Here is a 25,795-nt window from a genome sequence, read left to right as displayed (position 1 = left end):
ATCGCGATGGATCGCGCCGCACCCACCTACGTCGAGGAAACCGGTTTCGGTTTCTGGTTCCTGCGCAGCCACGTGTGGCAGCACCATGTGCTGCGCGTGGCCATCGATGACCTACGCGGGCTGATCGACGGCCCGCTGCCGATCGCGCCGGTGCTGCTTGATGCCGGCTGTGGCCAGGGCAAGTCGTTCGGCCTGCTGCAGCGCGCCTTCAACCCGGCGCGCATCATCGGCCTGGACGCCGACCCGCACAGCCTCGAATGCTCGGGCGCCGAGGCTGAGCGCCTGGGCCTGGACGTGCAACTGATCGCCAGCGACTGCGCGGCGATCAGGTTGCCCGACGCCAGCGTGGATATCGTCTTCTGCCATCAGACCTTCCATCATCTGGTCGAGCAGGAGCAGGCGCTGGCCGAGTTCTGGCGCGTGCTCAAGCCCGGCGGCCTGCTGCTGTTCGCCGAGTCGACCAAGTACTACATCGACACCTGGGTGATCCGCTGGCTGTTCCGCCACCCCATGGAGGTGCAGAAGAGCGCCGACGAGTACCTGGCCATGCTGCGCCAGCAGGGCTTCGAACTCAGCGAACGCAACGTCTCCTATCCGTACCTGTGGTGGAGCCGCTCGGAGGATTTCGGCCTGCTGGAGCGCTCAGGTCTGCGCAAGGCCAAGCCGTTCGGCCAGCGCAACGAAACCCTGGTCAACGCCGCGGTGCGCAAACCGCTGGAGCCTGCATGAAACGCCTGCTGACCCTTGCCTGCATCCTGCTGCTGACGGCCTGCGCCGCCCGCACGCCGCTGCCCGCCACCACGCCGCAGTTGGCGCAGCCGCTACCGGTGTCGCTGCAGGTCAGCACCGCCGACGGCCAGGACTGGCTGCTGGTGATCCAGGCCGAGGGCGCGGCCCTGCGCTGGTCGCTGTTCGACCCGCTCGGCGTCCCACTGGCCCGGCAATCGCTGGCCGGCGGCGTCTGGCACAATGACGGCCTGCTGCCACCCAACCCCGCGGCCCGCGAGCTGTTCGCCGCCCTGCTGTTCGCCCTCACCCCGGATGCTCAACTGGCCGGCAGTTATGCCGATAAAGGCTGGCGACAAGGCGCCGAGGGCCGTCAACTGGCCCCGGACTGGCGCATCCGCTATGGCGCCGGGCAGGCCATCGAACTGAGCAATACCACGCAGCAATACCGCGTGCGCCCCCTGGAGACGCAACCATGACCGCTCGACTCGACGCCCTCGGCGTGGTCTGCGCCCTGGGCCAGGGCAAGCAGGCAGTGGCCGAGGCCCTGTTCGCCGGCAGCACCCACGGCATGCAACCCCAGGCCGGCTGGATCCCCGAGCGCAACGTAACCGTCGGCGCGGTGGCTGCGCCGCTGCCGGAGATGCCGGCGGGCTTCGAGGAGGCCGACAGCCGCAACAATCGGCTGCTGCTGGCCGCCGCCCTGGAAATCCATGATAACATCCAGGCCGCCATCGCCACCTACGGCGCCAGTCGCATCGCCGTGGTGCTCGGCACCAGCACCTCGGGCATCGCCGAAGCCGGCGAGCATATCGCCGAGTACGTGCACAGCGGTGAGCTGCCGGCCGCCTACCGTTACAGCCGCCAGGAGATCGCCGCGCCGGCCAATTTCCTGGCCGATTGGCTGGGCCTGACTGGCCCGGCGTATTGCCAGTCCACCGCCTGCACCTCCAGCGGCCGCGCCCTGCTCGCCGCCCAGCGCCTGCTGCGCATGGGCGTGTGCGATGCGGTGCTGTGCGGCGGCGTGGACAGCCTGTGCAAACTGACCCTGAACGGCTTCGCCAGCCTGGAAGCGGTGTCCGACGAGCGCTGCAACCCGTTCTCGGCCAACCGCCACGGCATCAATATCGGCGAGGCTGCCGCGCTGTTTCTGATGACCCGCGCCGAACAGGGCCCCGGCATCGGCCTGCTCGGTGGCGGCGCCACCTCCGACGCCCACCACATTTCCGCGCCGCATCCCGAGGGCCTCGGTGCCCAGCAGGCGATGCGCCAGGCGCTGGCCGCCGCCGGAGTAGCCGCCGAGCAGATCGGCTACCTCAACCTGCACGGCACCGCCACGCCGCACAACGACGCCATGGAAAGCCTGGCGGTAGCGCAGCTGTTCCCGGCCGGTGTGCCCTGCTCGTCGAGCAAGCCGCTAACCGGCCACACCCTGGGCGCTGCCGGCGCGCTGGAGGCGGCCTTCTGCTGGCTGACGCTATCGACCTACAACACCGCCAACCGCCTGCCGCCGCACGTCTGGGACGGCCAGGCCGATCCAGCGCTGCCACGCCTCAAGCTGGCCGGCGCTGGCGAGCAGTTGCCGGCGGCCGAGCGGCGTTATCTGATGAGCAATTCGTTCGCCTTTGGCGGCAACAACATTTCCTTGATCCTGGGAGACCTGCCGTGAGTGTCTGGCCCGTCGCCGAGCTGGTGCCCCACGCTGGCGACATGATTCTGATCGACGAGGTGCTGGCGTTCGGCGCCGACCATATCGACACCCGCCTGGTGGTGCGCCCGAACAGCCTGTTCAGCCAGGCCGACGGCAGCCTGCCCGCCGCGGTCGGCATCGAGCTGATGGCACAGAGCGTGGCCGCGTTCGCCGGTTGCCATGCCCGTGAACAGGGCCTGCCGGTGGAGCTGGGCTTTCTGCTCGGCACCCGCAACTTCAGCTGCAACGTCGACCGTTTTCCGGCCGGCAGCACCCTGCTGATCCACGCCAACCGGTCCCTGCAGGACGACAACGGCATGTGCGTATTCGAATGCCGCCTCGAAGGCCCGGGCATTCTGGTCGAGGCGCGGCTCAACGTGTTCCAGCCCCGCGACGTGTCCACCTATATCCAAGAACCCCCACTTCAGGAGCCCTCTTAATGAGCGAGACCATTCTGGTCACCGGATCGAGCCGCGGTATCGGTCGTGCCATCGCCCTGCGCCTGGCGCGCGCCGGTTTCGACCTGGTGCTGCACTGCCGCTCGCGCCGCGACGAGGCCGAAGCGGTGCAGCGCGAGATCGAGGCCATGGGCCAGAAGGCGCGCATCCTGCAATTCGACGTCGCCGATCGGGCAACCTGCCGCAACGCCCTGGAAGCCGACGTGGAAAGCCACGGCGCCTACTACGGCGTGGTGTGCAACGCCGGGCTGACCCGCGACGGCGCCTTCCCGGCCCTCGGCGAGGAAGATTGGGATGTGGTGCTGCGCACAAACCTGGATGGTTTCTACAACGTGCTGCACCCGCTGACCATGCCGATGGTGCGTCGCCGCAAGCCAGGGCGTATCGTCTGTATCACCTCGGTTTCCGGGCTGATCGGCAACCGCGGCCAGGTCAACTACAGTGCCTCGAAGGCCGGCATCATCGGTGCCGCCAAGGCCCTGGCGATCGAGCTGGGCAAGCGCAAGATCACCGTCAACTGCGTGGCGCCGGGGCTGATCGACACCGAGATTCTCGACGAGCACGTACCGCTCGAGGAGATTCTCAAGATGGTGCCGGCCGCGCGCATGGGCACCCCCGAGGAAGTGGCCGGCACGGTGAATTTTCTGATGTCCGAAGAGGCGGCCTACATCACCCGCCAGGTGATCGCCGTGAACGGCGGTCTGTGTTGAAAGAGAGCGAAGTGGCATGAAACGCGTAGTCGTAACCGGCATGGCCGGCATCACCTCCCTGGGCGACAGCTGGGACAGCATCGCGGCGAATTTCCGCGCCAACCGCAGCGGCATCCGCGTGATGCACGAGTGGAATCGCTTCAGCGAGCTGAACACCCGCCTGGGCGGCCCGGTGGACGACTTCGTCGTGCCATCGAGCTGGACCCGCAAACAGCTGCGCAGCATGGGCCGCGTGTCGCGCCTGTCGGTGTACGCCGCCGAACGCGCCCTGGCCGATGCCGGCCTGCTGGATGACGACAGCATAAAGGACGGGCGCATGGGCGTGGCCTGCGGCTCGTCCACCGGCAGCACCGAGGAGATCAAGGCATTCGGCAACATGCTGCTCAATTCGGTGGCCGACGGCCTCAACGCCAACTCCTACATCCGCATGATGCCGCACACCACGGCGGCCAACATCAGCATCTTCTTCGGCCTCACCGGCCGGCTGATTCCCACCTCCAGCGCCTGCACCAGCGGCAGCCAGGGCATCGGCTACGCCTACGAGGCGATCAAGTTCGGCCGCCTGCCGCTGATGCTCGCCGGCGGCGCCGAGGAGCTGTGCCCGACCGAAGCGATGGTGTTCGATGCGCTGTATGCGACCAGCCTGAAAAACGACGCGCCGCACACCAGCCCGCGCCCCTACGACAGCGGCCGTGACGGCCTGGTGATCGGTGAGGGCGCCGGCATGCTGGTGCTCGAGGAGCTGGAGCACGCCCTGGCACGCGGCGCCATCATCCACGCCGAGATCGTCGGCTTCGGCTGCAATGCCGACGGCCAGCACGCCACCAAGCCGGTGCAGAGCACTATGCGCCGGGCCATGGAGCTGGCCCTGGAAGATGCCGCGCTGGCGCCCGAGGCCATCGGCTACGTCAATGGTCACGGCACCGCCACCGAACAGGGCGACGTCGCCGAAACCCAAGCCACCAGCAGCCTGTTCGGCCCACGCATGCCGATCAGCTCGCAGAAGAGCTACTTCGGCCACACCCTGGGCGCCTGCGGCGCGCTGGAGTCCTGGTTCAGCATCGAGATGCTCAACCGCGACAGCTACGTGCACACCCTCAACCTGGATCACATCGACCCGGCCTGCGGCGAGCTGGACTACCTGCGCGGCGAATTCCGCGAGATGAGCCACGAATACGTGATGAACAACAATTTCGCTTTTGGCGGGGTCAACACCTCGCTGATCTTCCGCCGCTGGCGCTGACCTTTCTCAAGACAAGGACCAAGGATGATGTCTCGTTTCAACCGCTTCGCCCTGCTTGCCGTACTGCTGCTGGGCATTGCCGCCTGTAGCGCCAAACCCGTGATGAACATCAACAGCAGCGTGCCCCCTACCGTGGCGAAAGGCGAGGACGACATGCGCCGGGCAATCCTCACCGCCCTCGAGCGCCGCAAGTGGAAGGTGGAGCGCGCCGACCGCGGGCAGATCATGGCGCAGTACACGCGCCGCGGGCACCAGGCCGACATCACCATTCCCTACACAGCGTCGACCTACGCGATCCAGTACCGCGACAGCCAGAACCTCGATTATCACGACGGCACCATCCACCGCGCCTACAACAAATGGGTGCGCAAGCTCGACCGCACCATCCAGCAGGAAGTGCACCGTCCTTCCCTTCCAAAGACCCAGTGACACCCCAGGAGAAACCCGATGAACGCGAAACGTTTGACCGCTGCTGCTCTGCTTACCGCCGCCCTGCTGCCTGCAGTCAGCCAGGCCCGTGACACCGCCCACTTCCTGGACTTCCAGTCGGTGGTCAACGAAGCCACCCAGGCCGGCCGCCTGGACGGCTCGGTGAAGTTCTACCTGAACAAGACCCCGGCCGGCGCCAAGATCATCAACGCCAACGTCACCACCAGCCAGAAGACCAACGCCTTCAACAAGACCGACGAAGAAGCCTGCCGCTGGGTGCTGCAATCGGCCCTGATCAAGCTGCAGAACTCGGCCAAGGCCGCCGGCGCCAACGCCGTGGTCGACCTGGCCAGCAACTACAAAAACCAGGAATACCGCGACAACAGCAAGTTCGAATGCCACGCCGGCGCCATCATGGCGGGCGTCGCGCTGAAGGGTAAGTACGCGAGCGTCAAGTAAGCCCGTGATGCGCCGCAAGCTCAGCCTTGCGGCGCGTCGGCTCAGAACCTGTTCAAGATCTTTGCGCATGAAGCGGCAACTTCAAGGCAGAAGCGGCCGTTCGGCCGCTTCTGCTTTTGGTGCTCCTCATGCCACAAAATTAGCAAGCGACACCAATCGCCCCTTCAGGAGGCCGAATGGAATCGTTGTGTAGGGGGACGAGCCGCATGGATGCGGCGAGAGGCCTGATGGGCCAGGGATGGCCCTTCCAGGCCGGCCCCCGGAACGACGATGCAATGAGGGAACCCCAGCGCAGCTGGGGCCGGATGTCGGGGCTAGACCTTTTGGTTACTTTTGGGGCGATGCCAAAAGTAACCCGCTCGTCAGAGCGGAACCGAGCACATAGGCAACTCGGTAGTGCTGGCGAACCCATCGTGGGAATGGGCTATGCCCATTATTTTCGCGGGCATGGCCCGCTCCCACAAATAGAGGTCTTACCTCCACTCCCGCCACTTAGCTGCCAAAATCGGCGAATCTGTAGCGAAACAATATAAACGGGCTTTCAGAAGATATAGGGCACGAACATCCGGCTGCGCGCCATATAGGCACGATAGGCGTCGCCGAAATAGGCCAGCGACTCGCGTTCCTCAACGCGCGCGGCGAGCCATAGCAGCACGCTGGCCACCACGGCCAGCAGCATGACCAGGGCACCTGGCTGCTTCCAGGCGATGCCCCAGGCCAGCAGCAGCAGCGAGCAGTACATCGGATGACGGATGTAGGCGAAGATGCCGCTGGTGACCAGTTGCGAGGTGCGTTCGAAGGCGAACAGCTCGTCATCCTGACGGCGCTCGTCGGCCCGCCCGAAGCGGCGCATCTGGGATACGCCGGCGAACAGCACCGCCAGCGAGGTGGTCAGCAATACCCAGGAAATCTGCTGATGCACGGCGGCGCGGTTCTCGAACCAGAATGGCGCGTTGAGCACCAGCATCACCAGCATCACTTCCCAGGCGAAGTAGCGATAGAAGCCATGGCTACGCGGGTTGCCCAGAGAGCGCCAGGATACGAGCGTCAGGGCAATGCTCAGCCCCACGAAAACCACCAATTGCCAACCGCCCACTCGCTTGCCCCCCAATTCCCTCTGTTACACTGCTGCGCTCGCATGCCAGACGCCCGCCATGGATCGCACCCAACTGCACTCACTGCTGCCGCACCAGGGCCAGGCGCTCTGGCTGGACGCCCTGCTCGACCACGACGCCACTGGCATTCGCGGACTGAGCGACTGGCATTACCTCGAGAATCTTGGCGAAAACGCCTCGCCCTGCCTGCTGTTCGAGGCAGCGGCCCAATTATGTGCCGCGCATGGTGCCTTATACGGCAACGACTGCGCCATCGAAATGGCCCTGGTCGGCAAACTCTCGCAGGTGCAGCTGCACTATCAGCCCACACAGCGTGACGGCGCCCTGCTGGTCAGCGCGACCCAGGAAGCATTGAGCCCGGCGGGCGCCCTTTACGGCTTCAGCCTGTGCGAAGGTGATCGCCTGTTGCTCGACGGCAAACTGCTGCTGGTGCTCGTCCGTGCTTGAACTCAGCAAGCTTGCCTACCGCTACCCCGGTGCCGTGCAACCGGCGCTGCAGGATATCGACCTGCATCTGCAGGCAGGCCAGTGTTTAGGCTTGCTCGGCAGCAACGGCGCCGGCAAGACCACCCTGCTGTCGCTTCTCAGCAACGTGCTGCAGCCGCTTAGCGGCGAGATCGTCTGGCAGGGCGAGCGACGCCTGGGCCTGGTGCCGCAGCAACTGGCCTTCTACGCCGGGCTGAAGGTGAGAGAAAACCTCGCGCTGTTCGCCGATCTCTATGGGTTGCGCGGCAGCGAGCGGAGCCAGCACCTGGATCGCTGCATCGCCAGCACGGCCCTGGAAGACAAGCTCGAACGCCGGGCGCAGCGGCTGTCCGGCGGCGAGCAGCGGCGCCTCAACTTTGCCATCGGTCTGCTGCAACCGGCCCAGCTGTACCTGTTCGACGAGGCCACCGTGGGCGTCGACGCCGCCAGCCGGCAGTTGCTGCTCGACGCTGTGCAGCAGCTGACCGCCGATGGCAAGGCGGTGATCTACACCAGCCATTACCTGGATGAAGTGGAAAAGGTCGCCGACCGCATCCTGCTGCTGCACGAAGGCCGTGTGCAGCTGGATGTCGACACGCGCCAGTTGCTCGGCGACCAGCCGGGGCTGTTTCTGGAATGGCCCGAGGGTGTGCCGCAAGCCTTGCCGGCGCTGCTGGCCGAGCTCGGGCTGAGCGCCGAGCCCACGCCGGATGGCCTGCGCGTCGCCGCGCTGAACGTCGAACAGCTGCTGGCGATCACCCGCCTCATCGCCGCACAGCCGCAAGCGCCCAGCCTGCTGCGCTTCGGCCGGCCGTCCCTGGAGCAGCTGTACCTGCGTCTCAACGGAGGTCGCCTATGAGACTGCGCGCCCTGATTCGCAAGGAAATCCTCCTGCTGGCGCGCGACCCTCACGCCCTGGCCGTGCTGTTCCTGATGCCGACGCTGTTTCTGGTGATCATGGCCGGCGCCATGTCCAGCTACCTGCAGGACCGTCTGCCGCCACTGCAGCTGGTGCTGGAAGCCCCGCAGCAGAGTGAGTCCAGCCGCTTCTTCCACGACGCCCTGCAGGCGCAGCTGCCGGACAGCCAGTTGCTCGAAAACGGCCCGGCGCAGATGGCGCGCATCAGCCTGCCCGAAGGCTTCGACCAGCACTTGCTGGATACGCCGCATCAGGGCCCGACCCTGAGTTTCCCCGCCCAGTTCGACCGCCTCTCGCGCCAGCGTCTGCATGGCGCGGTGACCATCGCCCTGGCGCAGACCCGGCTGCTCGCCTATCTGCAGGACAGCGGCGCACTGCAGGACGGCCTGTCCCGCTCCGAGCAGCTCGAACTGATCCAGCAACGCACCGAAAGCCGCATCGACGAGCAGGAACGCCTGGCCAGCGGCGACCTCAGCGCCCAGGCCAACGCCACGCAGATGAGCGTACCGGCCTGGCTGATCTTCGGCATGTTCTTCGTGATGCTGCCAATGGCCGGCAGCTTCCAGCGCGAGCAGCAGAGCGGCGCGCTGCTGCGCTTCCGTTGCCTGGGCCTGGGGCTCGGCACCCTGGCGACGAGCAAGGTGCTGCCGTATCTGGCCATCAATCTGGTGCAGTTCGCGGTGCTGCTGAGCATCGGCGTGCACGGCTTGCCACTGGTCGGCCTGCCGGCGCTGGAACTCAACGGCAGCCTGCTTGCCTATGCCTGGCTGGCCATCAGCGTGGCCCTGGCCACCACCAGCCTGGGCCTGCTGTTGGCCGCCCTGGCGCGCAGCAGTGAACAAGCCCTATTGCTTGGCGGCGGGATCAATATCATCCTCGCAGCCATCGGCGGCATCATGGTGCCCAAGAGCGTGATGCCCGAGGCCATGCGCCAACTGGCAGAAGTATCTCCGATGAGCTGGGCACTGGACGCCTTTCTCACCCTGCTGGTGGGCCACGGCTCACTGAACGACGTAGCCCCCTGGTGCGCGCGCCTGCTGCTGTTTGCAGCGATAGCCGGCATCAGCGGCCTGTTCCTGTTTCACCAACGAGTACAGCAAACGCAATGGACCACACACTACTAGAAGAAAAGCTCAAGCAATTGCTGATTCGCGAGTGCGACAAAGAAGACGATATCGACTGGCAGAGCATTACCGACGACGAACCGCTGTTCGGCCAGCAGAGCCGCATCCAGATGGACAGCCTCGACGCCCTGCAGGTCTCCCTGGCGCTGCAGCAGCACTACGGGGTGCGCATCGAAGGCGCCCAGGATGGCCGCCGCATTCTCAATAGCATCGCCAGCATCGCGGCTTTTATCAGGCAACAGGCGTGACGCCCGTTTACCTGCAGCGCGGCGCCCTGCACAGCGCGCTCGGCGCCGACCTGCCCGCCGCCAACGCCGCGCTGCGTAGCGGCGTGCGGCCAACTGCCGACACCCTGATGCTGCACGAGCTGCAGGAGCCACGGCCTTACCTGGCCGTGACTAGCGACGAAACCCCAAGCGAGCATTTCGACCGGCTGATCCGCGAAACCCTGGGCGACGCGCCCGGCGCGCTGGACGACTGTCTGCTGATCGTCGCCAGCACCAGCCTGGATATCGACGAATTGGAGGCCCAGGCCGCCGCAAATGGCGGCTTTCACCCGGACCACTCGACCTCCCTCGACCTGATCGCTGACCGCTTGCGCCAGCGTTGGGGCTTCAATGATGCCTTCACCCTCAACACCGCCTGCACCAGCGCCGCCAACGGCCTGCTCTACGGCGCCCGGATGCTCGCTGCCGGGCCCTATCGGCGGGTGCTGGTGCTGGCCTTCGAAACACCCAGCGCCATCGCTCAGCAGGGCTTTGGCGCTCTGGGCCTGGTCTCGCCAAGCGGCGAGTACCGGCCTTTTCATCCGCAACGCGATGGCCTGGTGCTCGGCGAAGCCTACGCGGCCACCCTGCTGGCCCTGGAGCCCGGCCCGGCGCCGCTAGCACGCCTGCTTGGCGGCTTCAGCGCCTGCGACACCAGCAGCCTGACCAATACCCGCGAAGACGGCAGCCATATCGAATGGGTGATGCGCCAAGCCCTGCGCAGCGCTGGCGTGGATGCCACGCAGATCGGCCTGGTCAAGCCCCACGGCACCGCCACCGGCGCCAACGACCGCGCCGAAAGCAACGGCGTAAGCCTGCTGTTCGGCGACGCGCTGCCGCCGCTCTGTGTACTCAAGCCCTGGCTCGGCCACACCCTGGGCGCCTGCGGCCTGACCGAAACCCTGCTGCTGGTGGAAAACCTCGCCCACCTGCCCGCCTGCAATTACGCTGGTGACGCGCTGCTGCCGCTGCCGAGCGAACCACTGGCGATCAGCGAAGGCAGCCTGCTGCTGGCCAACTACTTCGGCTTCGGCGGCAACAACGCCAGCCTGGTGTTGCAACGCGGCGCGGGAGACGCACCATGAATCCAACCATCGCAGCCTGCAGCGTAAGCGGCGACGCACAGGACACCGACAAGGACCTGAAAGCCGCGCTGATCAACTGGCTGCCGACCACACCACGTCGCATCGATCGGCTGATCCTCCAGGCGCTGCTATGCACCGCGCCGCTCAAGACCAAGATCCGCCGTGACTGCGGCCTGTACCTGGCCTCCTGCCATCCGGCGCGGGCCACCATGGGCTCGCTGCTCGACAGCGTGTGCGTGCACCAGCTGCAACCCAAGCCCTTCGAATTCGTCAACAGCGTCAGCAACGCCGCCGGCTTTCACGTCGCCGCGCAACTGGGCCTGGAAGGCCCGAACCTGTTCATCGGCGCCGGCCCCAATGTGTGGAAACATCTGCAGGCCCTGGCCAGCCTCGACCTGGCCGACGGCCTGATCGGCCAGGCGCTGCTAGTGATGATCGATGAAGACGACAAGTTCGAGGCCCAGGCGGTACTGATCGAAGGGCCAAGCCGGGCGGTGGATTTTGCCGAGCTAACAGCGGGGATCGATGTGCTGGAGTTGCAGCTGTAAAGCGGCGGGCGTTTGGTGGCGGAAGCGGCCGTTTAGCCGCTTTGGCTTTTAGTGCTTCTTAAGCCACAAAATTAGCAGGCGACACCAATTGCCCCTTCAGGAGGCCGAGTTGAATCGGTGTGGAGAGGGTTGAGCGACATGGATGTCGCGAGAGCCGCGATGGGCCAGGGATGGCCCTTCGCGGCGGGCCCTTGGAGCAGCGATGAAGCGAGGGAACCGCGGCGAAGCCGGGGCCGGATGTCGGGGCTAGACCTTTTGGTTCCTTTTGGGGCAATGCCAAAAGGAACCCGCTCGTCAGAGCGGAACCGAACGCAAGAACGATGCGATAACTCGGGCAAATCACAGCTCAAGCATATGAAGCGGGCTGTTCAGAAAACTCGAGGCTGAAGCCTCTCCTAAACTACCTTCTTATTGCCTTATCTCAACCCTTGCGCTTGGCCCAAGCCCCCAGCTCTTTCATCAACACTCGCTCCTGACCGGCAATCCCCCGCAGCATCTCGGCAATCGGCCGGAAGTCCGGCGCTTCGCCCTTGCTGCGGCTGGCGCGCACGCAGGCAGAGGCGAACTGGCGCCAGTCGTCGCCAACGGTGGTCAGGCGCGTCGAGGCTTCGCGCAAGGTGGCATCACCAATCATCTCGCCGGCCTCCTGCAGGAAACTCGCATACATGAAGCGAAAGCCGGCGCCGCCGGTGCCGATCTCTTCCTGCATGCGCACGATATGGGTCAGATACAGGCGGTTGTACTTGGCCTGGGCCGGGTCGAGCTTCTCCACGCAGTTGGCAAGGTGGCGGATACCGCGAATGCCGATCCACGGCAGCGGCAGGCCATCGAGGATGCGCGAGGTGGACAGCACGCTCTGGCGGATCAGCTTTTGCCAGTCCTGCTCAGGCGGCACATCGTTCAGGTAATACATCAGCCCCTTGGCCGCCAGTGCGCCCTTGGCGAAGCGCGCTTTCTGCAAGTCCGCTGCGGCGCAGCGCACCGGCGCCTCGAACACCGGGTCGCTGAGCAGGTAGTCGTCGCCCTCGCGCCCATAGGCCAGCAGGTTGTGGGCGTTGAAGTGAAAGCGCATCTCCGGCGGGAAGTACGGCAGCCAGAACACCGAGCTCTGCAGCCCGACCAGGCGGCCGCTGTCCAGCGCCGCGTCGAGGGCCTGACGGCCCTGCTCGGGGTTGTTGAAGGTGCGGCTGGTCAGGCGCACGCCGAGGCGCTTGCTGAGCGTCTTGATCAGGTGCCGCGGCGGCATGCGGTAGGCGATCAGCGGCATACCACCGAGCTTGACGATCGGCAGGTAGGCGAACGCCAGGCCCGAGGCCAGGCCGAAAGCCATCGGCTCGCTCATCGGCAAGCCGGCCTGGCTCAGCAGGCTGGCCATCACGCCGCTTTCGCAGTGAGCGCTCTGGCGGTGCTCGAACGCGCTCATGGCAATTCCTTCTGGTAACGACGCAACTCGTCGATGGTCAGGCCGAAGGCTTCGGCATAGCGGGCCAGCAGCGAATCGCTCAGGCGTCGGTAGATTTCGGGGCGGAAATGCCGGCGCACGCGCCATTGCCAGAGCCCGGCAATCTGCGCCAGGGCGGGCAGATCCATGCGGTAGCGGTACATCAGGCACTCGAGCGGCGACGCTTCGCCGCGCTGCCAGGCGGCGTGAGCCTCGGCTTCCTGGGCCTGCAGCTCGGCGACGGCCAGCTGGGTGGAATAGGACTCGGGCTCCCAGCCGGCGCTCGGCGCGCCCTGATACTGGCCCTTGTCATCGACGGCATAGAGCAGTTTGCTGTGCCCGCCGTAAGCGGAATCCGGGTCCTGGGGAACCTCGTCAAGCTTCATCGCCAACCACCGTCAGGTGCATGAACGCACTGGAGAAACGCCCGCTTTCCGGCACGTAGCAGAGCAGCTTCTGGCCACTGCGCAGATGCCCGCCGTTGAACAGTTCTTCTAAGATGATGAAGATCGACGCTGCGCCGGTATTGCCCTTGCTCGTCAGGTTGGTGAACCAGCGCGCCATGGGAATCGGCAGGTCGACCTCGGCCAGGCCGGCCGCCAGGCGCTCGCGGAAGAATTCGGACGAGTAATGCGGCAGGAACCAGTCGATGTCCGCCACACGCAACTCGCGGCGCGCCATGATGCGGCGCAGCGCCTCGACCACGGTGAGGCGCACGATGTTGTCGTTGAGCAGTTTGACGTCCTGCTTGACCGCCATCACCGAGCGCTGCGCGCGCTGCTCGGCGTCATAGCTTGTCCAGCCACGCAGCTCGCCACCTTCCATCTCCGCACCGGCATACATGCAGGCCGACATCTGATCAGCGAAGGAGACGATGTCCAGCCAGTCGATGCGCAGGCTCAGGCCCTTCGAATTGGGGCGGTCCTGCAGCAGCACCGCGCCGGCGCCGTCGGAGAGCATCCAGCGCAGAAAGTCCTTCTCGAAGGCGATTTCCGGGTGCGTCTCCAGCTCGTCGACACGGCTCTCGTATTCGGCGTTGAAGTTACGCGCCTGCATCATCGCCGAGGCCACCTCCGAGCCGCAGGCCACGGCGTTGCAGCTCTGCCCGCTGGCCACGCTCATCCAGGCGTATTTCAGGGCAGTCATCCCGCACACGCAGATGCCGGCAGTGGTTGCCACTTCGCAGGGCGGGTTGCCCAACTCGCCATGCACCATCACCGCATGGCCGGGCATCACCTGGTCAGGCGACGAGGTACTGGCCACCAGACACTCAAGCGTATTCAGGTCGAAGCCATCGCCGGCCAGGCCGCGAATCGCCTCGGCGCTGAGCTGGGCGTTGTTCATGCTCGGCTCGCCGGTGCGCGGATCGATGACGTAGTGGCGCTGCTGGATGCCGTTGCGACGCAGGATCAGCTTGCGCGCCCGTGACGGCTTGTCGCCGACCATGCCGAGGCGTGCTTCCATCTGTTCGTTGTCGACTGGCTCGTGGGGCAGGCAGGTACTGATGCGATTGATGAATACGGGTGTAGCCATAAACTTGTCCTCGGCCTGCGTCACTCGCCAGAAGGCTCGGCGAAATAGGCCTTTTCACGCTGGATGCGCGCCTGGAACAGCGGCGCCAGCAACTTCTTCAGCACCGCGGTGATCGGCACCACGGTGATGATCAGGCAGATCAGAAAAACGATGTAGACCACCAGTCCGGCACCACGGCGTCGGCTTTGCTGCGGCCCGAGCGCCGACAGCAGGCGGCTCCACAGGGTGAAGCTGCGATTGCCGACCTTCTCGCTGGCGATCAGCTTCTCGTCCACTTTCACCGCGCCCAGGCCGCTGAGCATCGGCTGCTCGATAGGCTGCTGGTCCGCCAGCAGGCGGCGCGACATGGCCTTGCCAAAGCGGCTGGCGGCGGCCATTTCCGTCTCGTCGATACCGGCGCGCGGCACCCAGCTGTAGGGCTTCTGCCGGCCGGTGAACATCCACAGCGGCGTAGCCAGAAAGCTGGCCGCCGTGCCGCAGGCATCGGTCAGCACCACGTTGTCGACCAGTTTCGCACCCAACGCCTGCAGGCGCGCCTTGACCTTTTCCTGGGCCATCAGCCACATGTTGCGGCAACCGATCAGGGTCACCACCGGCGTGCCTTTGAGCAACTGCGCGGCCTCGGGAGCGGCGAGAAAACTGGTGCAGGGCAGCGAGGGCGACAGGAACCACACCTGGTAGGCGAGAATGATCAGGTCATAACGCTTGTCGGGGTCGACAGCCAACGGCAGCAGCGGCTGTGGTTTCATCAGCACGGTTTCCGGGAAGATCCGGAAGAAGCCGAGAAAGGGCCAGGGAAAGGGAAACGGCTGGGCGGGTTGCAGGGCCAGGAAGTCGACCTGCACGCCGTCACTCGCCTGCAAGGGCGCACAGACCGATTGCACCAGGCGGTTCAATTGGCCAGTCTGTGAGAAGTGAACGACGAGAACCTGACGCATTTTTTAAGCGAATCCCTGCAAAATAGGCGGATTATGCCACAGAGACTTCTTCAAATCGTAACCAAACGCTGCGCGGCATGCGCAGTGGTTCTCCTGTTTGGCACGTTGTCGGCCCAGGCGGGGGATCTCTTGGTGCGCGTGCAAGGCAAGCAGAGTGATGCGCCGCTGTACTTGGGGCTGGTCGCCGCTGACCAGCCCGACTGGGAGCCGCTGCTGCGCACCCAGCAGGGCAACGGCGAACAGCTGATCGTCAAGGACGTGCCGCCCGGGCGGTTTGCCCTGCAGCTGTATCAGGACAGCAACGGCAACGGCAGGCTCGACCTCAGCCCCCGCGGCATTCCGCTGGAGCCGGTCGGTTTTTCCAGCAACCCGACCTTGCTCAAGGGCAAGCCTGCGCCCGAGGCGGCGCAGTTCGGGCATGGCGAAGACGACACGCTGATCGACATCCGCCTGCACTCGCCTCGCGGCAAGCCACAGGCGAACTGACCAGGATCAGCCGTGGTATTGGGCCGACAGCTCGTGCACCGCTTCGAGGAAGGCGCCAGCATGAGCCGGATCCACTTCAGGAGTAATGCCATGGCCCAGGTTGAAGACATGGCCTGTGCCATTGCCATAGCTCTCGAGAATGCGCGCGACTTCGGCGCGGATCGCAGCCGGTTTGGCATACAGCACGGTCGGGTCCATGTTGCCCTGCAGGGCCACCTGGCTGCCGACGCGGCGGCGCGCTTCGCCGATATCGCAGCTCCAGTCCAGGCCCAGCGCATCGGCGCCAGTAGCGGCCATGGACTCCAGCCACAGGCCGCCATTCTTGGTGAACAGGATCACCGGAATCTTGCGGCCATCCTGCTCGCGGATCAGCCCGTCGACGATCTTCTGCATGTAGGCCAGGGAGAAGGTCTGATATGCGGCTGATGACAGGTTGCCGCCCCAGGTATCGAAGATCTGCACCGCCTGGGCACCCGCGCGAATCTGCCCATTGAGGTAGACGGTCACCGATTGCGCCAGCTTGTCGAGCAGCGCGTGCATGGCCTCGGGCTGGTCATAGACCATCGCCTTGATCTTGCGGAAGTCCTTCGACGAGCCGCCCTCGACCATGTAGGTCGCCAGCGTCCAAGGGCTGCCGGAAAAGCCGATCAGCGGCACCCGGCCGTTCAGCGCCGACTTGATGGTGCGCACCGCATCCATCACGTAGCCCAGATCCTGTTCCGGATCGGGAATCGGCAGCGCATCGATATCCGCCGCGCTGCTGATCACCTTCCTGAAGCGCGGACCTTCGCCGGTTTCGAAATACAAGCCCTGGCCCATAGCGTGGGGAATGGTGAGGATGTCCGAGAAAAGGATCGCGGCGTCGAGCTGCGGGTAGCGGTCCAACGGCTGCAGGGTGACTTCGCAGGCGAACTCGGGGTTCATCATCAGGCTCATGAAGTCCCCGGCCTTGGCGCGGCTGGCGCGGTATTCGGGCAGGTAACGACCGGCCTGGCGCATCATCCATACAGGCGTGACGTCGACGGGCTGCTTGAGCAGGGCACGAAGGAAGCGGTCGTTCTTCAGGGCAGTCATGGCAGCATCCAACGAAAAAAGTGTGGGCATTTTCGCAGAGCGCCAAGCAAAAGGCACGGCGAGTGCCGTGCCTTTTCTCTATCGGGTCAATTTGTCGCGGGCAACTGCCTGACGGCTCGCCGAGCGCTGTCGCTTAAACGCCCAGATAGTCGAGGATGCCTTCGGCAGCATTGCGCCCCTCATAGATGGCAGTGACCACGAGGTCGGAGCCGCGCACCATGTCACCGCCGGCGAACACTTTCGGGTTGCTGGTCTGGTGCTTGAAGGTGGCCTTTTCCGGTGCGACCACACGGCCCTGGGTATCGATACGGATATCGAACTCCTCGAACCACGGCGCCGGGCTCGGGCGGAAGCCGAAGGCGATCAGCACGGCTTCGGCCGGGATGATTTCCTCGGAGCCCGGGATCGGCTCGGGGCTGCGACGGCCACGGGCATCCGGCTCGCCAAGACGGGTCTCGACGACCTTGACGCCCTCGACCCGATCTTCGCCGACGATGGCGATGGGCTGGCGGTTGAACAGGAACTTCACGCCCTCTTCCTTGGCGTTCTTCACTTCCTTGCGCGAGCCCGGCATGTTCGCTTCGTCGCGACGGTAGGCACAGGTCACCGCCTTGGCGCCCTGGCGGATCGAGGTGCGGTTGCAGTCCATCGCGGTGTCGCCACCGCCGAGCACCACGACGCGCTTGCCCTTCATGTCGACGAAGTCTTCCGGCGACTTCTCGAAGCCGAGGTTGCGGTTGACGTTGGCGATCAGGAAATCCAGGGCGTCGTGGACGCCTGGCAGATCCTCCCCCGGGAAGCCGCCTTTCATGTAAGTGTAGGTGCCCATGCCCATGAACACGGCATCGTACTCATCCAGCAGCTGCTGCAGGGTGACGTCCTTGCCGATTTCGGTGTTCAGGCGGAACTCGATGCCCATGCCGGTGAATACTTCGCGGCGGTTGCTGAGCACACTCTTTTCCAGCTTGAACTCGGGGATGCCGAAAGTCAGCAGACCACCGATTTCCGGGTTCTTGTCGAACACCACCGGGGTCACGCCGTTGCGCACCAGCACGTCGGCACAGCCCAGCCCAGCAGGGCCGGCACCGATCACAGCAACGCGCTTGCCGGTCGGCTTGACCTTGGACATGTCCGGGCGCCAGCCCATGGCGAAGGCGGTATCGGTGATGTACTTCTCCACCGAACCGATGGTCACCGCGCCAAAACCGTCGTTGAGGGTACAGGCGCCCTCGCAGAGACGATCCTGCGGGCATACGCGGCCACAGACTTCCGGCAGGGTGTTGGTCTGGTGGCTCAGCTCGGCGGCGGCCAGGATGTTGCCTTCGGAAACCAGCTTCAACCAGTTGGGGATGAAGTTGTGCACCGGGCACTTCCACTCGCAATACGGGTTGCCGCAACCCAGGCAGCGGTGCGCCTGGTCGCTGGCCTGGGCCGGCTTGAAGGTGTCGTAGATCTCGACGAACTCTTTCTTGCGCTGGCGCAGCAGCTTCTTCTTCGGGTCTTTACGCCCGACTTCGATGAACTGGAAGTCGTTATTCAGACGTTCAGCCATGTCATAAACCTCTTAGCAGCAGCACCGGGCGACACGCTCGATGCTGCAAGACAATCACGTTGAGCGGCGGCCCTTTGGTCGGGCGCGCCGCTTGAAGCTGCTTATTGCGGGTTGGCGCGGATGCTGGAAAGCAGCGACTTGAGGTTCGCGGCCTTGGGCTTGACCAGCCAGAACTTGCGCAGGTAGTCGTCCAGATTTTCCAGCAGGTTACGGCCCCACTCGCTCGACGTCTCTTCGACGTATTCGACCAGCACGCGCTCCAGGTGGCTACGGTAGGCCTCCATGGACTCGCTGTTGATGCGCTGGATTTCCACCAGTTCATGGTTCACGCGGTCGTAGAAGCTGTTGTCCAGGTCGAGCACATAGGCGAAGCCGCCGGTCATGCCGGAACCGAAGTTGTAGCCGGTCTTGCCAAGTACGCAGACGAAACCGCCAGTCATGTACTCGCAGCAGTGGTCGCCCACGCCCTCGACCACCGCATGGGCGCCGGAGTTGCGCACGGCGAAACGCTCGCCCGCGGTACCCGCGGCGAACAGCTTGCCGCCGGTGGCGCCGTACAGGCAGGTGTTGCCGATGATGGCGCTGTCCTGGGTGGCGAACGGGCTGCCCTTGGGCGGCACGATCACCAGCTTGCCGGCGGTCATGCCCTTGCCGACGTAGTCGTTGGCGTCGCCTTCGAGGTACAGGTTCAGGCCGCCGGCGTTCCACACGCCGAAGCTCTGCCCGGCCGTGCCCTTGAAGCGGAAGGTGATCGGCGCCTTGACCATGCCCTGGTTGCCATGCACCCGAGCGATCTCGCCGGACACGCGGGCCCCGATGGAACGGTCGCAGTTGCAGATGTCGAGTTCGAACTCGCCGCCGGTGGCGCCATCGATGGCCGACTTGGCCATGGACAGCATTTCCTCGGCCAGCAGGCCCTGGTCGAACGGCGGGTTGCGGTCGACTTCGCAGAACTGCGGCTTGTCCGCCGGGATGTGGTCGCTGCCCAGCAGCGGGGTCAGATCCAGGTGGTTCTGCTTGGCGCTTTCGCCCGGCAGCACGTCGAGCAGGTCGGTACGCCCGATCAGCTCGCCGAGGCTGCGCACGCCCAGCTTAGCCAGCCACTCGCGGGTTTCCTCGGCCACATAGGTGAAGAAATTCACCACCATGTCGACGGTGCCGATGAAGTGGTCCTTGCGCAGCTTGTCGTTCTGGGTGGCCACACCGGTGGCGCAGTTGTTCAGGTGGCAGATGCGTAGGTACTTGCAGCCCAGGGCGACCATCGGCGCGGTACCGAAACCGAAGCTCTCGGCGCCGAGAATAGCGGCCTTGATCACGTCCAGGCCGGTCTTCAGGCCGCCGTCGGTCTGTACCCGCACCTTGCCGCGCAGGTCGTTGCCGCGCAGGGTCTGGTGGGTTTCCGCCAGGCCCAGTTCCCAGGGGGCGCCGGCGTACTTGATGGAGGTCAGCGGCGACGCGCCGGTACCGCCGTCATAGCCGGAGATGGTGATCAGGTCGGCGTAGGCCTTGGCGACACCGGCGGCGATGGTGCCGACGCCGGCTTCGGAGACCAGCTTCACCGAGACCAGGGCGCTGGGGTTGACCTGCTTGAGGTCATAGATCAGCTGCGCCAGGTCTTCGATGGAGTAGATGTCATGGTGCGGCGGCGGCGAGATCAGCGTCACGCCCGGCACCGCATAGCGCAGCTTGGCGATCAGACCATTGACCTTGCCGCCAGGCAGTTGACCACCCTCCCCCGGCTTGGCGCCCTGGGCGACCTTGATCTGCAGCACTTCGGCGTTGACCAGGTATTCCGGGGTCACGCCGAAACGGCCAGTGGCAATCTGCTTGATCTTCGAACTCTTGATAGTGCCGTAGCGCGCCGGGTCTTCGCCGCCCTCACCCGAGTTGGAGCGAGCGCCCAGGCGGTTCATCGCCTCGGCCAGCGCTTCGTGGGCCTCCGGAGACAGCGCGCCGAGGGAAATGCCGGCAGCGTCGAAACGCTTGAAGATCGACTCTAGCGGCTCGACGTCGTCGAGGCTCAGCGGCTGGTCGGCCAGCTTGACCTGCAACAGATCGCGCAGCATCGACACCGGGCGAGTATCCACCAGCGCGGTGTACTCCTTGAATTTCTCGTAGCTGCCCTGCTTCACCGCAGCCTGCAGGGTGTTGACCACGTCCGGGTTGTAGGCGTGGTATTCGCCGCCATAGACGAACTTGAGCAAACCGCCCTGCTGGATGGCCTTGCGGTTGTTCCAGGCTTCGCCAGCCAGGGCCTTCTGTTCGGCTTCCAGATCGACGAAACGTGCGCCCTTGAGGCGGCTCGGTACACCGCGGAAGCACAGGTCGGTGACCTCGTCGGCCAGGCCAACGGCCTCGAACAGCTGGGCGCCGCGGTAGGAACCTACGGTGGAAATGCCCATCTTCGAGAGAATCTTCAAGAGGCCCTTGGAGATGCCCTTGCGGTAGTACTTGAAGACTTCGTACAGATCGCCCAGCACTTCGCCGGTACGGATCAGGTCGCCGAGCACTTCGTAGGCCAGGAACGGGTAAACCGCCGAGGCGCCGAAACCGATCAGCACCGCATAGTGGTGCGGGTCACGGGCGGTGGCAGTTTCCACCAGAATGTTGCAGTCGCAACGCAGGCCGGTCTCGGTCAGGCGGTGGTGCACCGCGCCGGTAACCAGTGCGGCGTGGGCCGGCAGTTTGCCGGGCGCGATATGGCGGTCGCTGAGCACCAGCAATACCTTGCCGGCACGCACGGCTTCTTCGGCCTGATCGGCCATGTTGCGTACGGCCGCTTCCAGACCAATCGACTCGTCGTAGTTGAGGTCGATGATCTGCCGCTCGAAACCCGGGCGGTCCAGGTTCATCAGGGTGCGCCACTTGGCCGGAGAGATTACCGGCGAGCTGAGGATCACGCGAATGGCGTGCTCGGGCGATTCCTCGAAGATGTTGCGCTCGGCACCGAGGCAGATCTCCAGCGACATGACGATGGCTTCACGCAGCGGGTCGATCGGCGGGTTGGTGACCTGGGCGAACTGCTGACGGAAGTAGTCGTACGGCGAGCGTACGCGCTGACTCAGCACGGCCATCGGCGTGTCGTCGCCCATGGAGCCGACCGCTTCCTGGCCCTGCTCGGCGAGCGGACGCAGCACCTGGTCACGCTCCTCGAAGGTGACCTGGAACATCTTCATGTATTGCTTGAGCTGATCGGCCTCGTAGAAGGCCGAGCCATGGTCGTTGTCTTCCATGGTCGCGCGCACACGCAACGCACTCTTGCGCAGCCACTGCTTGTAGGGGTGGCGCGACTTGAGACGGTTGTCGATGTCGTCGGTGGTCAGCACCTGGCCGGTTTCGGTGTCCACGGCGAGGATCTGGCCCGGGCCGACACGGCCTTTGGCGACCACGTCCTCGGGCTGGTAATTCCACACGCCGATTTCCGAGGCCAGGGTGATGTAGCCGTTGGTGGTGGTCACCCAGCGCGCAGGCCGCAGGCCGTTGCGGTCGAGCAGGCACACGGCATGACGACCGTCGGTCAGCACCACGCCAGCCGGGCCATCCCAAGGCTCCATGTGCATGGAGTTGTATTCGTAGAACGCGCGCAGGTCGGCGTCCATGGTCTCGACGTTCTGCCAGGCCGGCGGAATGATCATGCGCACGCCGCGGAACAGGTCGATGCCGCCGGTGACCATCAGCTCGAGCATGTTGTCCATGCTCGAGGAGTCGGAACCGACACGGTTGACCAGCGGGCCGAGTTCGCCGAGGGCCGGGATCTGGCCATTTTCGAACTTGGTACGACGCGCCTGGGCCCAGTTGCGGTTGCCGGTGATGGTGTTGATCTCGCCGTTGTGGGCGAGGAAACGGAACGGCTGAGCCAGCGGCCACTTCGGCAGGGTGTTGGTGGAAAAGCGCTGGTGAAACACGCAGATGGCGGTCTGCAGGCGCTCGTCACCCAGGTCCGGGTAGAACTGCTGCAGGTCGGCCGGCATCATCAAGCCTTTGTAGATGATGGTCTTGTGCGAGAAGCTGCAGATGTAGTGCTCGGTGTCGGCGGCATTGGCCACCGAGGAACGGCGACGGGCGCAGAACAGCTTGATGGCGAATTCCTGATCGCTCAGGCCTTCACCGCCGATGAACACCTGCTCGATCTGCGGCAAACGCTCGAGCGCCAGCTGGCCAAGCACGCTGGTATCCAGCGGTACCTTGCGCCAGCCGACCAGGTTCAGGCCGGCAGCCTGGATCTCGCGGTTCATGTTCTCGCGGGCAATGCTGGCCTTGGCGTCATCCTGGTTGAGGAAGACCATGCCGACGGCATATTGCTTGGGCAGTTCGACGCCAAAGGTGTCCTTGGCGATGGCGCGCAGGAACAGATCGGGCTTTTGAATCAGCAAACCACAACCGTCACCGGTCTTGCCATCGGCGTTGATGCCACCACGGTGGGTCATACAGGTCAGTGCTTCGATCGCCGTCTGCAACAGATGATGGCTGGCCTCACCTTGCATGTGGGCGATCAGGCCGAAGCCGCAGTTATCCTTGAACTCATCAGGACGGTACAAACCTGCTTTCATAAGGGACTCTCACCAGACAGCCTTTCTCAGGCGTTTTCTCTAATCCGCGCGCAGGTCTAGACGCCGCGTTGCGCCGGCAAACGGAGGGCATTGTACATAGCGAGATAGACGTCACAAAGAACAATGTGACGAAAAACGGGAATAAAATGTCGCAAAAACGAAAGAGCCCGTTACGTCAGTTTCTGCGTAACGGGCTCTTTCGATCAGTTGGCCATTTCCTGGGTGACGCTGGCGAAGGTCTTCGGCCAGGGCTTGCCGGCCTGAACCTTGGCAGGCAGGGTCTTCACGGCAGCCTGGGCGGCATCGCGGCTGGCAAAACTACCATAAGTGATGACGAAAAGTGGCTTACTCTGGTGCATCTTCTTGAAGTAACGGTACTGCGCGCCGTTCTGGCTGACGAAGGAGCGTGCCGCGGCTTCCGTGCTGGTACCCAGCACCTGAAGGGTAAAGTGGGCCTTGTTCTGCGACGCGTACCAGCCATTGGCTTGCGAACCGCCTGCCGCAGCCGGTGCCTGGGTGGCGGGAGCCGGCCGGGCAGCCTGCGCAGGCTGGGTTGCGGGTTTGGGTTGCTCAACCGGTTTCGGCTGCTGAGCGACTTTGGGCTGTTCGGCTGGCTTCGGTTGCGGCGCGGCCGGCGTGGTCACTTGTGGGGCCGGAGTCGGCGCCGGTGCATTTTGCGTGGGCGGCAGGGTCACCGGCGCGGCCGGCGTGGACTCGGGCAACTCCACATTGGCCTCACCATCCGTTTCGCCAGCCGCCTGGGCCAGCGGCTGACGGATCACCGGCTGGGACTGGCCTACCAGCGGCAGCGGCAACGGCTGGTTGCTGCCGGCAAACTCGATCGGCGGCTTGCCATCAGCGCCCTGCTCGGCAGTTACCGGAGCGCTTGGCGCCGTTTGCGGCTGTGGTGCACTACCCATGGGCAACTGAGCCTGGGTCGGCGCCGGGGCCTGTGCATCGGTCGGTTCGGAGCGACCCTGCATAAGCAGCGCAGCAGCTACACCGACAGCGACCACGCCAAGGGCCAGCAGGTGCTTCTTCGGCAGTTTGAGCGCCAAGCCACCGGCCTTAGCCGCGCCACGGCGCGAAGCCATGGCGTCGATCAGCACGTCGCGTGCAACCCGATTGATCTCACCTGGCCAGCCGCCGGAGCGCTCGTGGATCAGCTCGACCTGCTCGCCAGACAAGAGCTCGATGCCCTGGGCCGCGCCCTCAAGACGAACGGCCAGGTACTCGCGGGTTTCTTCTTCGCTATACGGCTCAAGCTCAATGACGTGGAAGGACTCTTCGCCGTTGCTCAGGGTATCCAGACGCGCGATCAGATCGGTGTCGGCGAACAGGAAAACGTGAGGGCGGCCTTCGCCATTGCCCTGCGCCAATACCAGCAGTTCGTCGATCGCCGCGTCGCTGAGTTCTTCAGCGTCGTCGATCAGCAGGTACACCTCCTGCCCGGTCAGCGACAGCTGGCCGACCTGACCGAGCAGTGAGGTGCGGTCGGTCTGCTGGGTGTTGAGGCCCTGGGCAATATGGCGCATCAGGGTCGCAGGATCGGCAGCACCCTGAGCCGAAACGACCACATTGTGCACGGCCTGCTTGTTGGTGCTGGCGACCAGCGCCTGACGTAGCAGGGTCTTGCCGCTGCCCTCGGGACCGGTCACCACCAGCAGCAACTGACTGTAACGCGCCAGGTGATGCAGCTGCCCCAACACCGGCTTGCGTTGCGCCGGGAAGAACTTGAAGCCGGGTACCCGCGCCGCGAAGGGATCGTGGGTGAACTGGTAGTGATCGAGAAATGCTTCGTCGGCGTGCAAACTGGTCATTGAATACTCACTGATTGTTAAGCCGGGCCACCAGCGCCGGGTAGTCGGCAGCCAGGGTGGCACTCAATATGTCTGCCGGGTAATCGCTGGTCACCACCGCTTCGCCGAGCGAGCGCAGCAGCACCAGGCGCAATTGACCATCCAGCACCTTCTTGTCCACGGCCATGTGCTCCATGAACTGCGCAGGCGTCATCTCCTGCGGTGGCACCACAGGCAGCCCTGCCGCCTGGAACAGACGAATACCACGATCACGCTCGTCGGCATTGATCCAGCCCAGGCGATGAGACATCTCGAGGGCCATCACCGTTCCGGCCGCCACGGCCTCACCATGCAGCCAGACGCCATAGCCCATCTGCGTCTCGATGGCATGACCGAAGGTATGGCCCAGGTTCAGCGTGGCGCGCACGCCGGTTTCCTTCTCGTCGGCACCGACAACCCGCGCCTTGGCGGCACAGGAGCGCTCGATTGCCTCGGTCAGCGCAGCCTGATCCAGGCTGCGCAGGGCGGCCATGTTCTCCTCGAGCCAGTCGAGAAACGGCGCGTCGCAGATCAGCCCGTACTTGATTACTTCCGCCAGGCCCGCCGACAGCTCGCGCGGCGGCAAGGTATCCAGGCTGCGCGTATCGATCAGCACGGCCTGCGGCTGGTAGAAAGCACCGACCATGTTCTTGCCCAGCGGGTGGTTGATGCCGGTCTTGCCGCCCACGGACGAGTCGACCTGGGACAGCAGCGTAGTCGGCAACTGAATGAAGTTAACGCCGCGCTGATAGCAGGCTGCAGCGAAGCCGGCCATGTCACCGATCACCCCGCCGCCCAAGGCCAGAACGGTCGTGCGCCGGTCATGGCGAGCGCCGAGCAGGCCATCGAAGATGCTCTGCAGGGTTTCCCAGTTCTTGAACGCCTCGCCATCGGGCAGCACGATCGGGGTGACGCGGTAATTCGCCAGGGTGTCCTGCAGTTTTTGCAGATACAGCGGCGCGATGGTCTCGTTGGTGACGATGGCCACCTGACGGCCGACGATATGCGGCGCCAGCAAGTCGGCGCGGCTCAGCAGGCCAGCCCCGATATAGATGGGGTAGCTGCGCTCAGCGAGATCAACATGAAGTGTTTGCATGGAGCCCCCGATTGAAAAAGGGCTCTAGGATAGCGCAGTTCTGCCCTGTC

General features: G+C 64.8%; 25 protein-coding genes. 15 read left to right on the top strand and 10 right to left on the bottom strand.

Going from position 1 to position 25,795, the window contains the following annotated elements:
• Positions 1-6: 6 nt before the first annotated feature.
• From PVA39_RS02835 to PVA39_RS02800, 8 genes are read left to right on the top strand one after another with little or no spacing between them, the layout of a single operon-like run.
• Positions 7-729: a class I SAM-dependent methyltransferase gene (locus tag PVA39_RS02835; RefSeq protein ID WP_274122723.1), complete on the top strand. Its 723-nt coding sequence runs from the start codon at positions 7-9 to the stop codon at positions 727-729.
• Positions 726-1,205 carry a DUF3261 domain-containing protein gene (locus PVA39_RS02830; protein WP_274122721.1) on the top strand — a complete coding sequence of 160 codons (480 nt, stop codon included), beginning with the start codon at positions 726-728 and terminating at the stop codon, positions 1,203-1,205. The genes PVA39_RS02835 and PVA39_RS02830 overlap by 4 nt, the downstream gene beginning before the upstream one ends.
• Positions 1,202-2,395 carry a beta-ketoacyl-[acyl-carrier-protein] synthase family protein gene (locus tag PVA39_RS02825; RefSeq protein WP_274122720.1) on the top strand — a complete coding sequence of 398 codons (1,194 nt, stop codon included), beginning with the start codon at positions 1,202-1,204 and terminating at the stop codon, positions 2,393-2,395. The genes PVA39_RS02830 and PVA39_RS02825 overlap by 4 nt, the downstream gene beginning before the upstream one ends.
• Complete coding sequence (locus PVA39_RS02820) at positions 2,392-2,856, top strand: hotdog family protein (protein WP_274122719.1); 465 nt, start codon at positions 2,392-2,394, stop codon at positions 2,854-2,856. Before PVA39_RS02825 ends, PVA39_RS02820 begins: the two co-directional genes overlap by 4 nt.
• On the top strand, positions 2,856-3,584 hold the full coding sequence (gene fabG / locus PVA39_RS02815; protein WP_013789574.1) for a 3-oxoacyl-ACP reductase FabG: 729 nt from the start codon (positions 2,856-2,858) through the stop codon (positions 3,582-3,584). The genes PVA39_RS02820 and fabG overlap by 1 nt, the downstream gene beginning before the upstream one ends.
• Before the next feature lie 16 nt (positions 3,585-3,600).
• Positions 3,601-4,827 carry a beta-ketoacyl-ACP synthase gene (locus PVA39_RS02810; protein WP_274122718.1) on the top strand — a complete coding sequence of 409 codons (1,227 nt, stop codon included), beginning with the start codon at positions 3,601-3,603 and terminating at the stop codon, positions 4,825-4,827.
• A 27-nt stretch (positions 4,828-4,854) separates the two neighbouring features.
• Positions 4,855-5,256, top strand: a complete 402-nt coding sequence (locus tag PVA39_RS02805) for a hypothetical protein (RefSeq protein ID WP_274122717.1) — start codon at positions 4,855-4,857, stop codon at positions 5,254-5,256.
• A gap of 18 nt (positions 5,257-5,274) precedes the next feature.
• Entirely contained in the window at positions 5,275-5,715 is a 441-nt protein-coding gene (locus tag PVA39_RS02800) for a hypothetical protein (RefSeq protein WP_013789571.1), read from the top strand.
• 541 nt (positions 5,716-6,256) lie between these two features.
• On the opposite strand, the gene PVA39_RS02795 is transcribed toward PVA39_RS02800, so the two are convergent.
• Positions 6,257-6,784: a methyltransferase family protein gene (locus tag PVA39_RS02795; RefSeq protein ID WP_274122716.1), complete on the bottom strand. Its 528-nt coding sequence runs from the start codon at positions 6,782-6,784 to the stop codon at positions 6,257-6,259.
• Positions 6,785-6,869: 85 nt separating this feature from the next.
• Between PVA39_RS02795 and PVA39_RS02790 the strand changes: the two genes are divergently transcribed.
• From PVA39_RS02790 to PVA39_RS02765, 6 genes are read left to right on the top strand one after another with little or no spacing between them, the layout of a single operon-like run.
• Positions 6,870-7,277: a beta-hydroxyacyl-ACP dehydratase gene (locus tag PVA39_RS02790; protein ID WP_274122715.1), complete on the top strand. Its 408-nt coding sequence runs from the start codon at positions 6,870-6,872 to the stop codon at positions 7,275-7,277.
• Entirely contained in the window at positions 7,270-8,154 is an 885-nt protein-coding gene (locus PVA39_RS02785; protein WP_274122714.1) for an ABC transporter ATP-binding protein, read from the top strand. Before PVA39_RS02790 ends, PVA39_RS02785 begins: the two co-directional genes overlap by 8 nt.
• Positions 8,151-9,338, top strand: a complete 1,188-nt coding sequence (locus tag PVA39_RS02780; RefSeq protein ID WP_274122713.1) for an ABC transporter permease — start codon at positions 8,151-8,153, stop codon at positions 9,336-9,338. Before PVA39_RS02785 ends, PVA39_RS02780 begins: the two co-directional genes overlap by 4 nt.
• Positions 9,320-9,586, top strand: a complete 267-nt coding sequence (locus PVA39_RS02775) for an acyl carrier protein (RefSeq protein WP_013789565.1) — start codon at positions 9,320-9,322, stop codon at positions 9,584-9,586. Before PVA39_RS02780 ends, PVA39_RS02775 begins: the two co-directional genes overlap by 19 nt.
• On the top strand, positions 9,583-10,689 hold the full coding sequence (locus PVA39_RS02770; RefSeq protein ID WP_274122712.1) for a beta-ketoacyl synthase N-terminal-like domain-containing protein: 1,107 nt from the start codon (positions 9,583-9,585) through the stop codon (positions 10,687-10,689). The genes PVA39_RS02775 and PVA39_RS02770 overlap by 4 nt, the downstream gene beginning before the upstream one ends.
• Positions 10,686-11,237: a hypothetical protein gene (locus tag PVA39_RS02765; protein WP_274122711.1), complete on the top strand. Its 552-nt coding sequence runs from the start codon at positions 10,686-10,688 to the stop codon at positions 11,235-11,237. The genes PVA39_RS02770 and PVA39_RS02765 overlap by 4 nt, the downstream gene beginning before the upstream one ends.
• Before the next feature lie 421 nt (positions 11,238-11,658).
• On the opposite strand, the gene PVA39_RS02760 is transcribed toward PVA39_RS02765, so the two are convergent.
• From PVA39_RS02760 to PVA39_RS02745, 4 genes are read right to left on the bottom strand one after another with little or no spacing between them, the layout of a single operon-like run.
• Entirely contained in the window at positions 11,659-12,660 is a 1,002-nt protein-coding gene (locus PVA39_RS02760) for a BtrH N-terminal domain-containing protein (protein ID WP_274122710.1), read from the bottom strand.
• Positions 12,657-13,064, bottom strand: a complete 408-nt coding sequence (locus tag PVA39_RS02755) for a hypothetical protein (RefSeq protein WP_274122709.1) — start codon at positions 13,062-13,064, stop codon at positions 12,657-12,659. The genes PVA39_RS02760 and PVA39_RS02755 overlap by 4 nt, the downstream gene beginning before the upstream one ends.
• A complete protein-coding gene (locus PVA39_RS02750; RefSeq protein ID WP_147175528.1) occupies positions 13,054-14,211 on the bottom strand; it encodes a beta-ketoacyl-ACP synthase III in 1,158 nt (385 codons plus the stop codon). Before PVA39_RS02750 ends, PVA39_RS02755 begins: the two co-directional genes overlap by 11 nt.
• Positions 14,212-14,231: 20 nt before the next feature.
• On the bottom strand, positions 14,232-15,149 hold the full coding sequence (locus tag PVA39_RS02745) for a dialkylrecorsinol condensing enzyme (protein ID WP_274122707.1): 918 nt from the start codon (positions 15,147-15,149) through the stop codon (positions 14,232-14,234).
• 84 nt (positions 15,150-15,233) lie between these two features.
• Here PVA39_RS02745 and PVA39_RS02740 point away from each other — a divergent pair, with 84 nt between their 5' ends.
• Entirely contained in the window at positions 15,234-15,635 is a 402-nt protein-coding gene (locus PVA39_RS02740) for a DUF2141 domain-containing protein (RefSeq protein WP_167363080.1), read from the top strand.
• Between the two features lie 6 nt (positions 15,636-15,641).
• Here PVA39_RS02740 and hemE read toward each other — a convergent pair whose 3' ends face one another.
• From hemE to aroB, 5 genes are all read right to left on the bottom strand, one after another.
• Positions 15,642-16,709: a uroporphyrinogen decarboxylase gene (hemE, locus tag PVA39_RS02735; protein ID WP_274122705.1), complete on the bottom strand. Its 1,068-nt coding sequence runs from the start codon at positions 16,707-16,709 to the stop codon at positions 15,642-15,644.
• Between the two features lie 133 nt (positions 16,710-16,842).
• The gene (locus tag PVA39_RS02730) at positions 16,843-18,261 is read right to left on the bottom strand and encodes an FAD-dependent oxidoreductase (protein WP_274122704.1); all 1,419 of its coding nucleotides are present in this window, start codon (positions 18,259-18,261) and stop codon (positions 16,843-16,845) included.
• A 101-nt stretch (positions 18,262-18,362) separates the two neighbouring features.
• Entirely contained in the window at positions 18,363-22,811 is a 4,449-nt protein-coding gene (gltB, locus tag PVA39_RS02725) for a glutamate synthase large subunit (RefSeq protein WP_274122703.1), read from the bottom strand.
• Between the two features lie 203 nt (positions 22,812-23,014).
• Positions 23,015-24,631, bottom strand: a complete 1,617-nt coding sequence (locus tag PVA39_RS02720; RefSeq protein ID WP_274122702.1) for an AAA family ATPase — start codon at positions 24,629-24,631, stop codon at positions 23,015-23,017.
• Positions 24,632-24,638: 7 nt separating this feature from the next.
• Entirely contained in the window at positions 24,639-25,745 is a 1,107-nt protein-coding gene (gene aroB, locus PVA39_RS02715) for a 3-dehydroquinate synthase (protein WP_274122700.1), read from the bottom strand.
• Positions 25,746-25,795: the final 50 nt, after the last annotated feature.

The organism is Pseudomonas sp. CNPSo 3701 (assembly GCF_028674975.1).
Classification (GTDB): domain Bacteria; phylum Pseudomonadota; class Gammaproteobacteria; order Pseudomonadales; family Pseudomonadaceae; genus Aquipseudomonas; species Aquipseudomonas straminea.
Note: the sequence above shows the minus strand (reverse complement) of the source record. Positions and strands in the feature narration are given on the sequence as shown.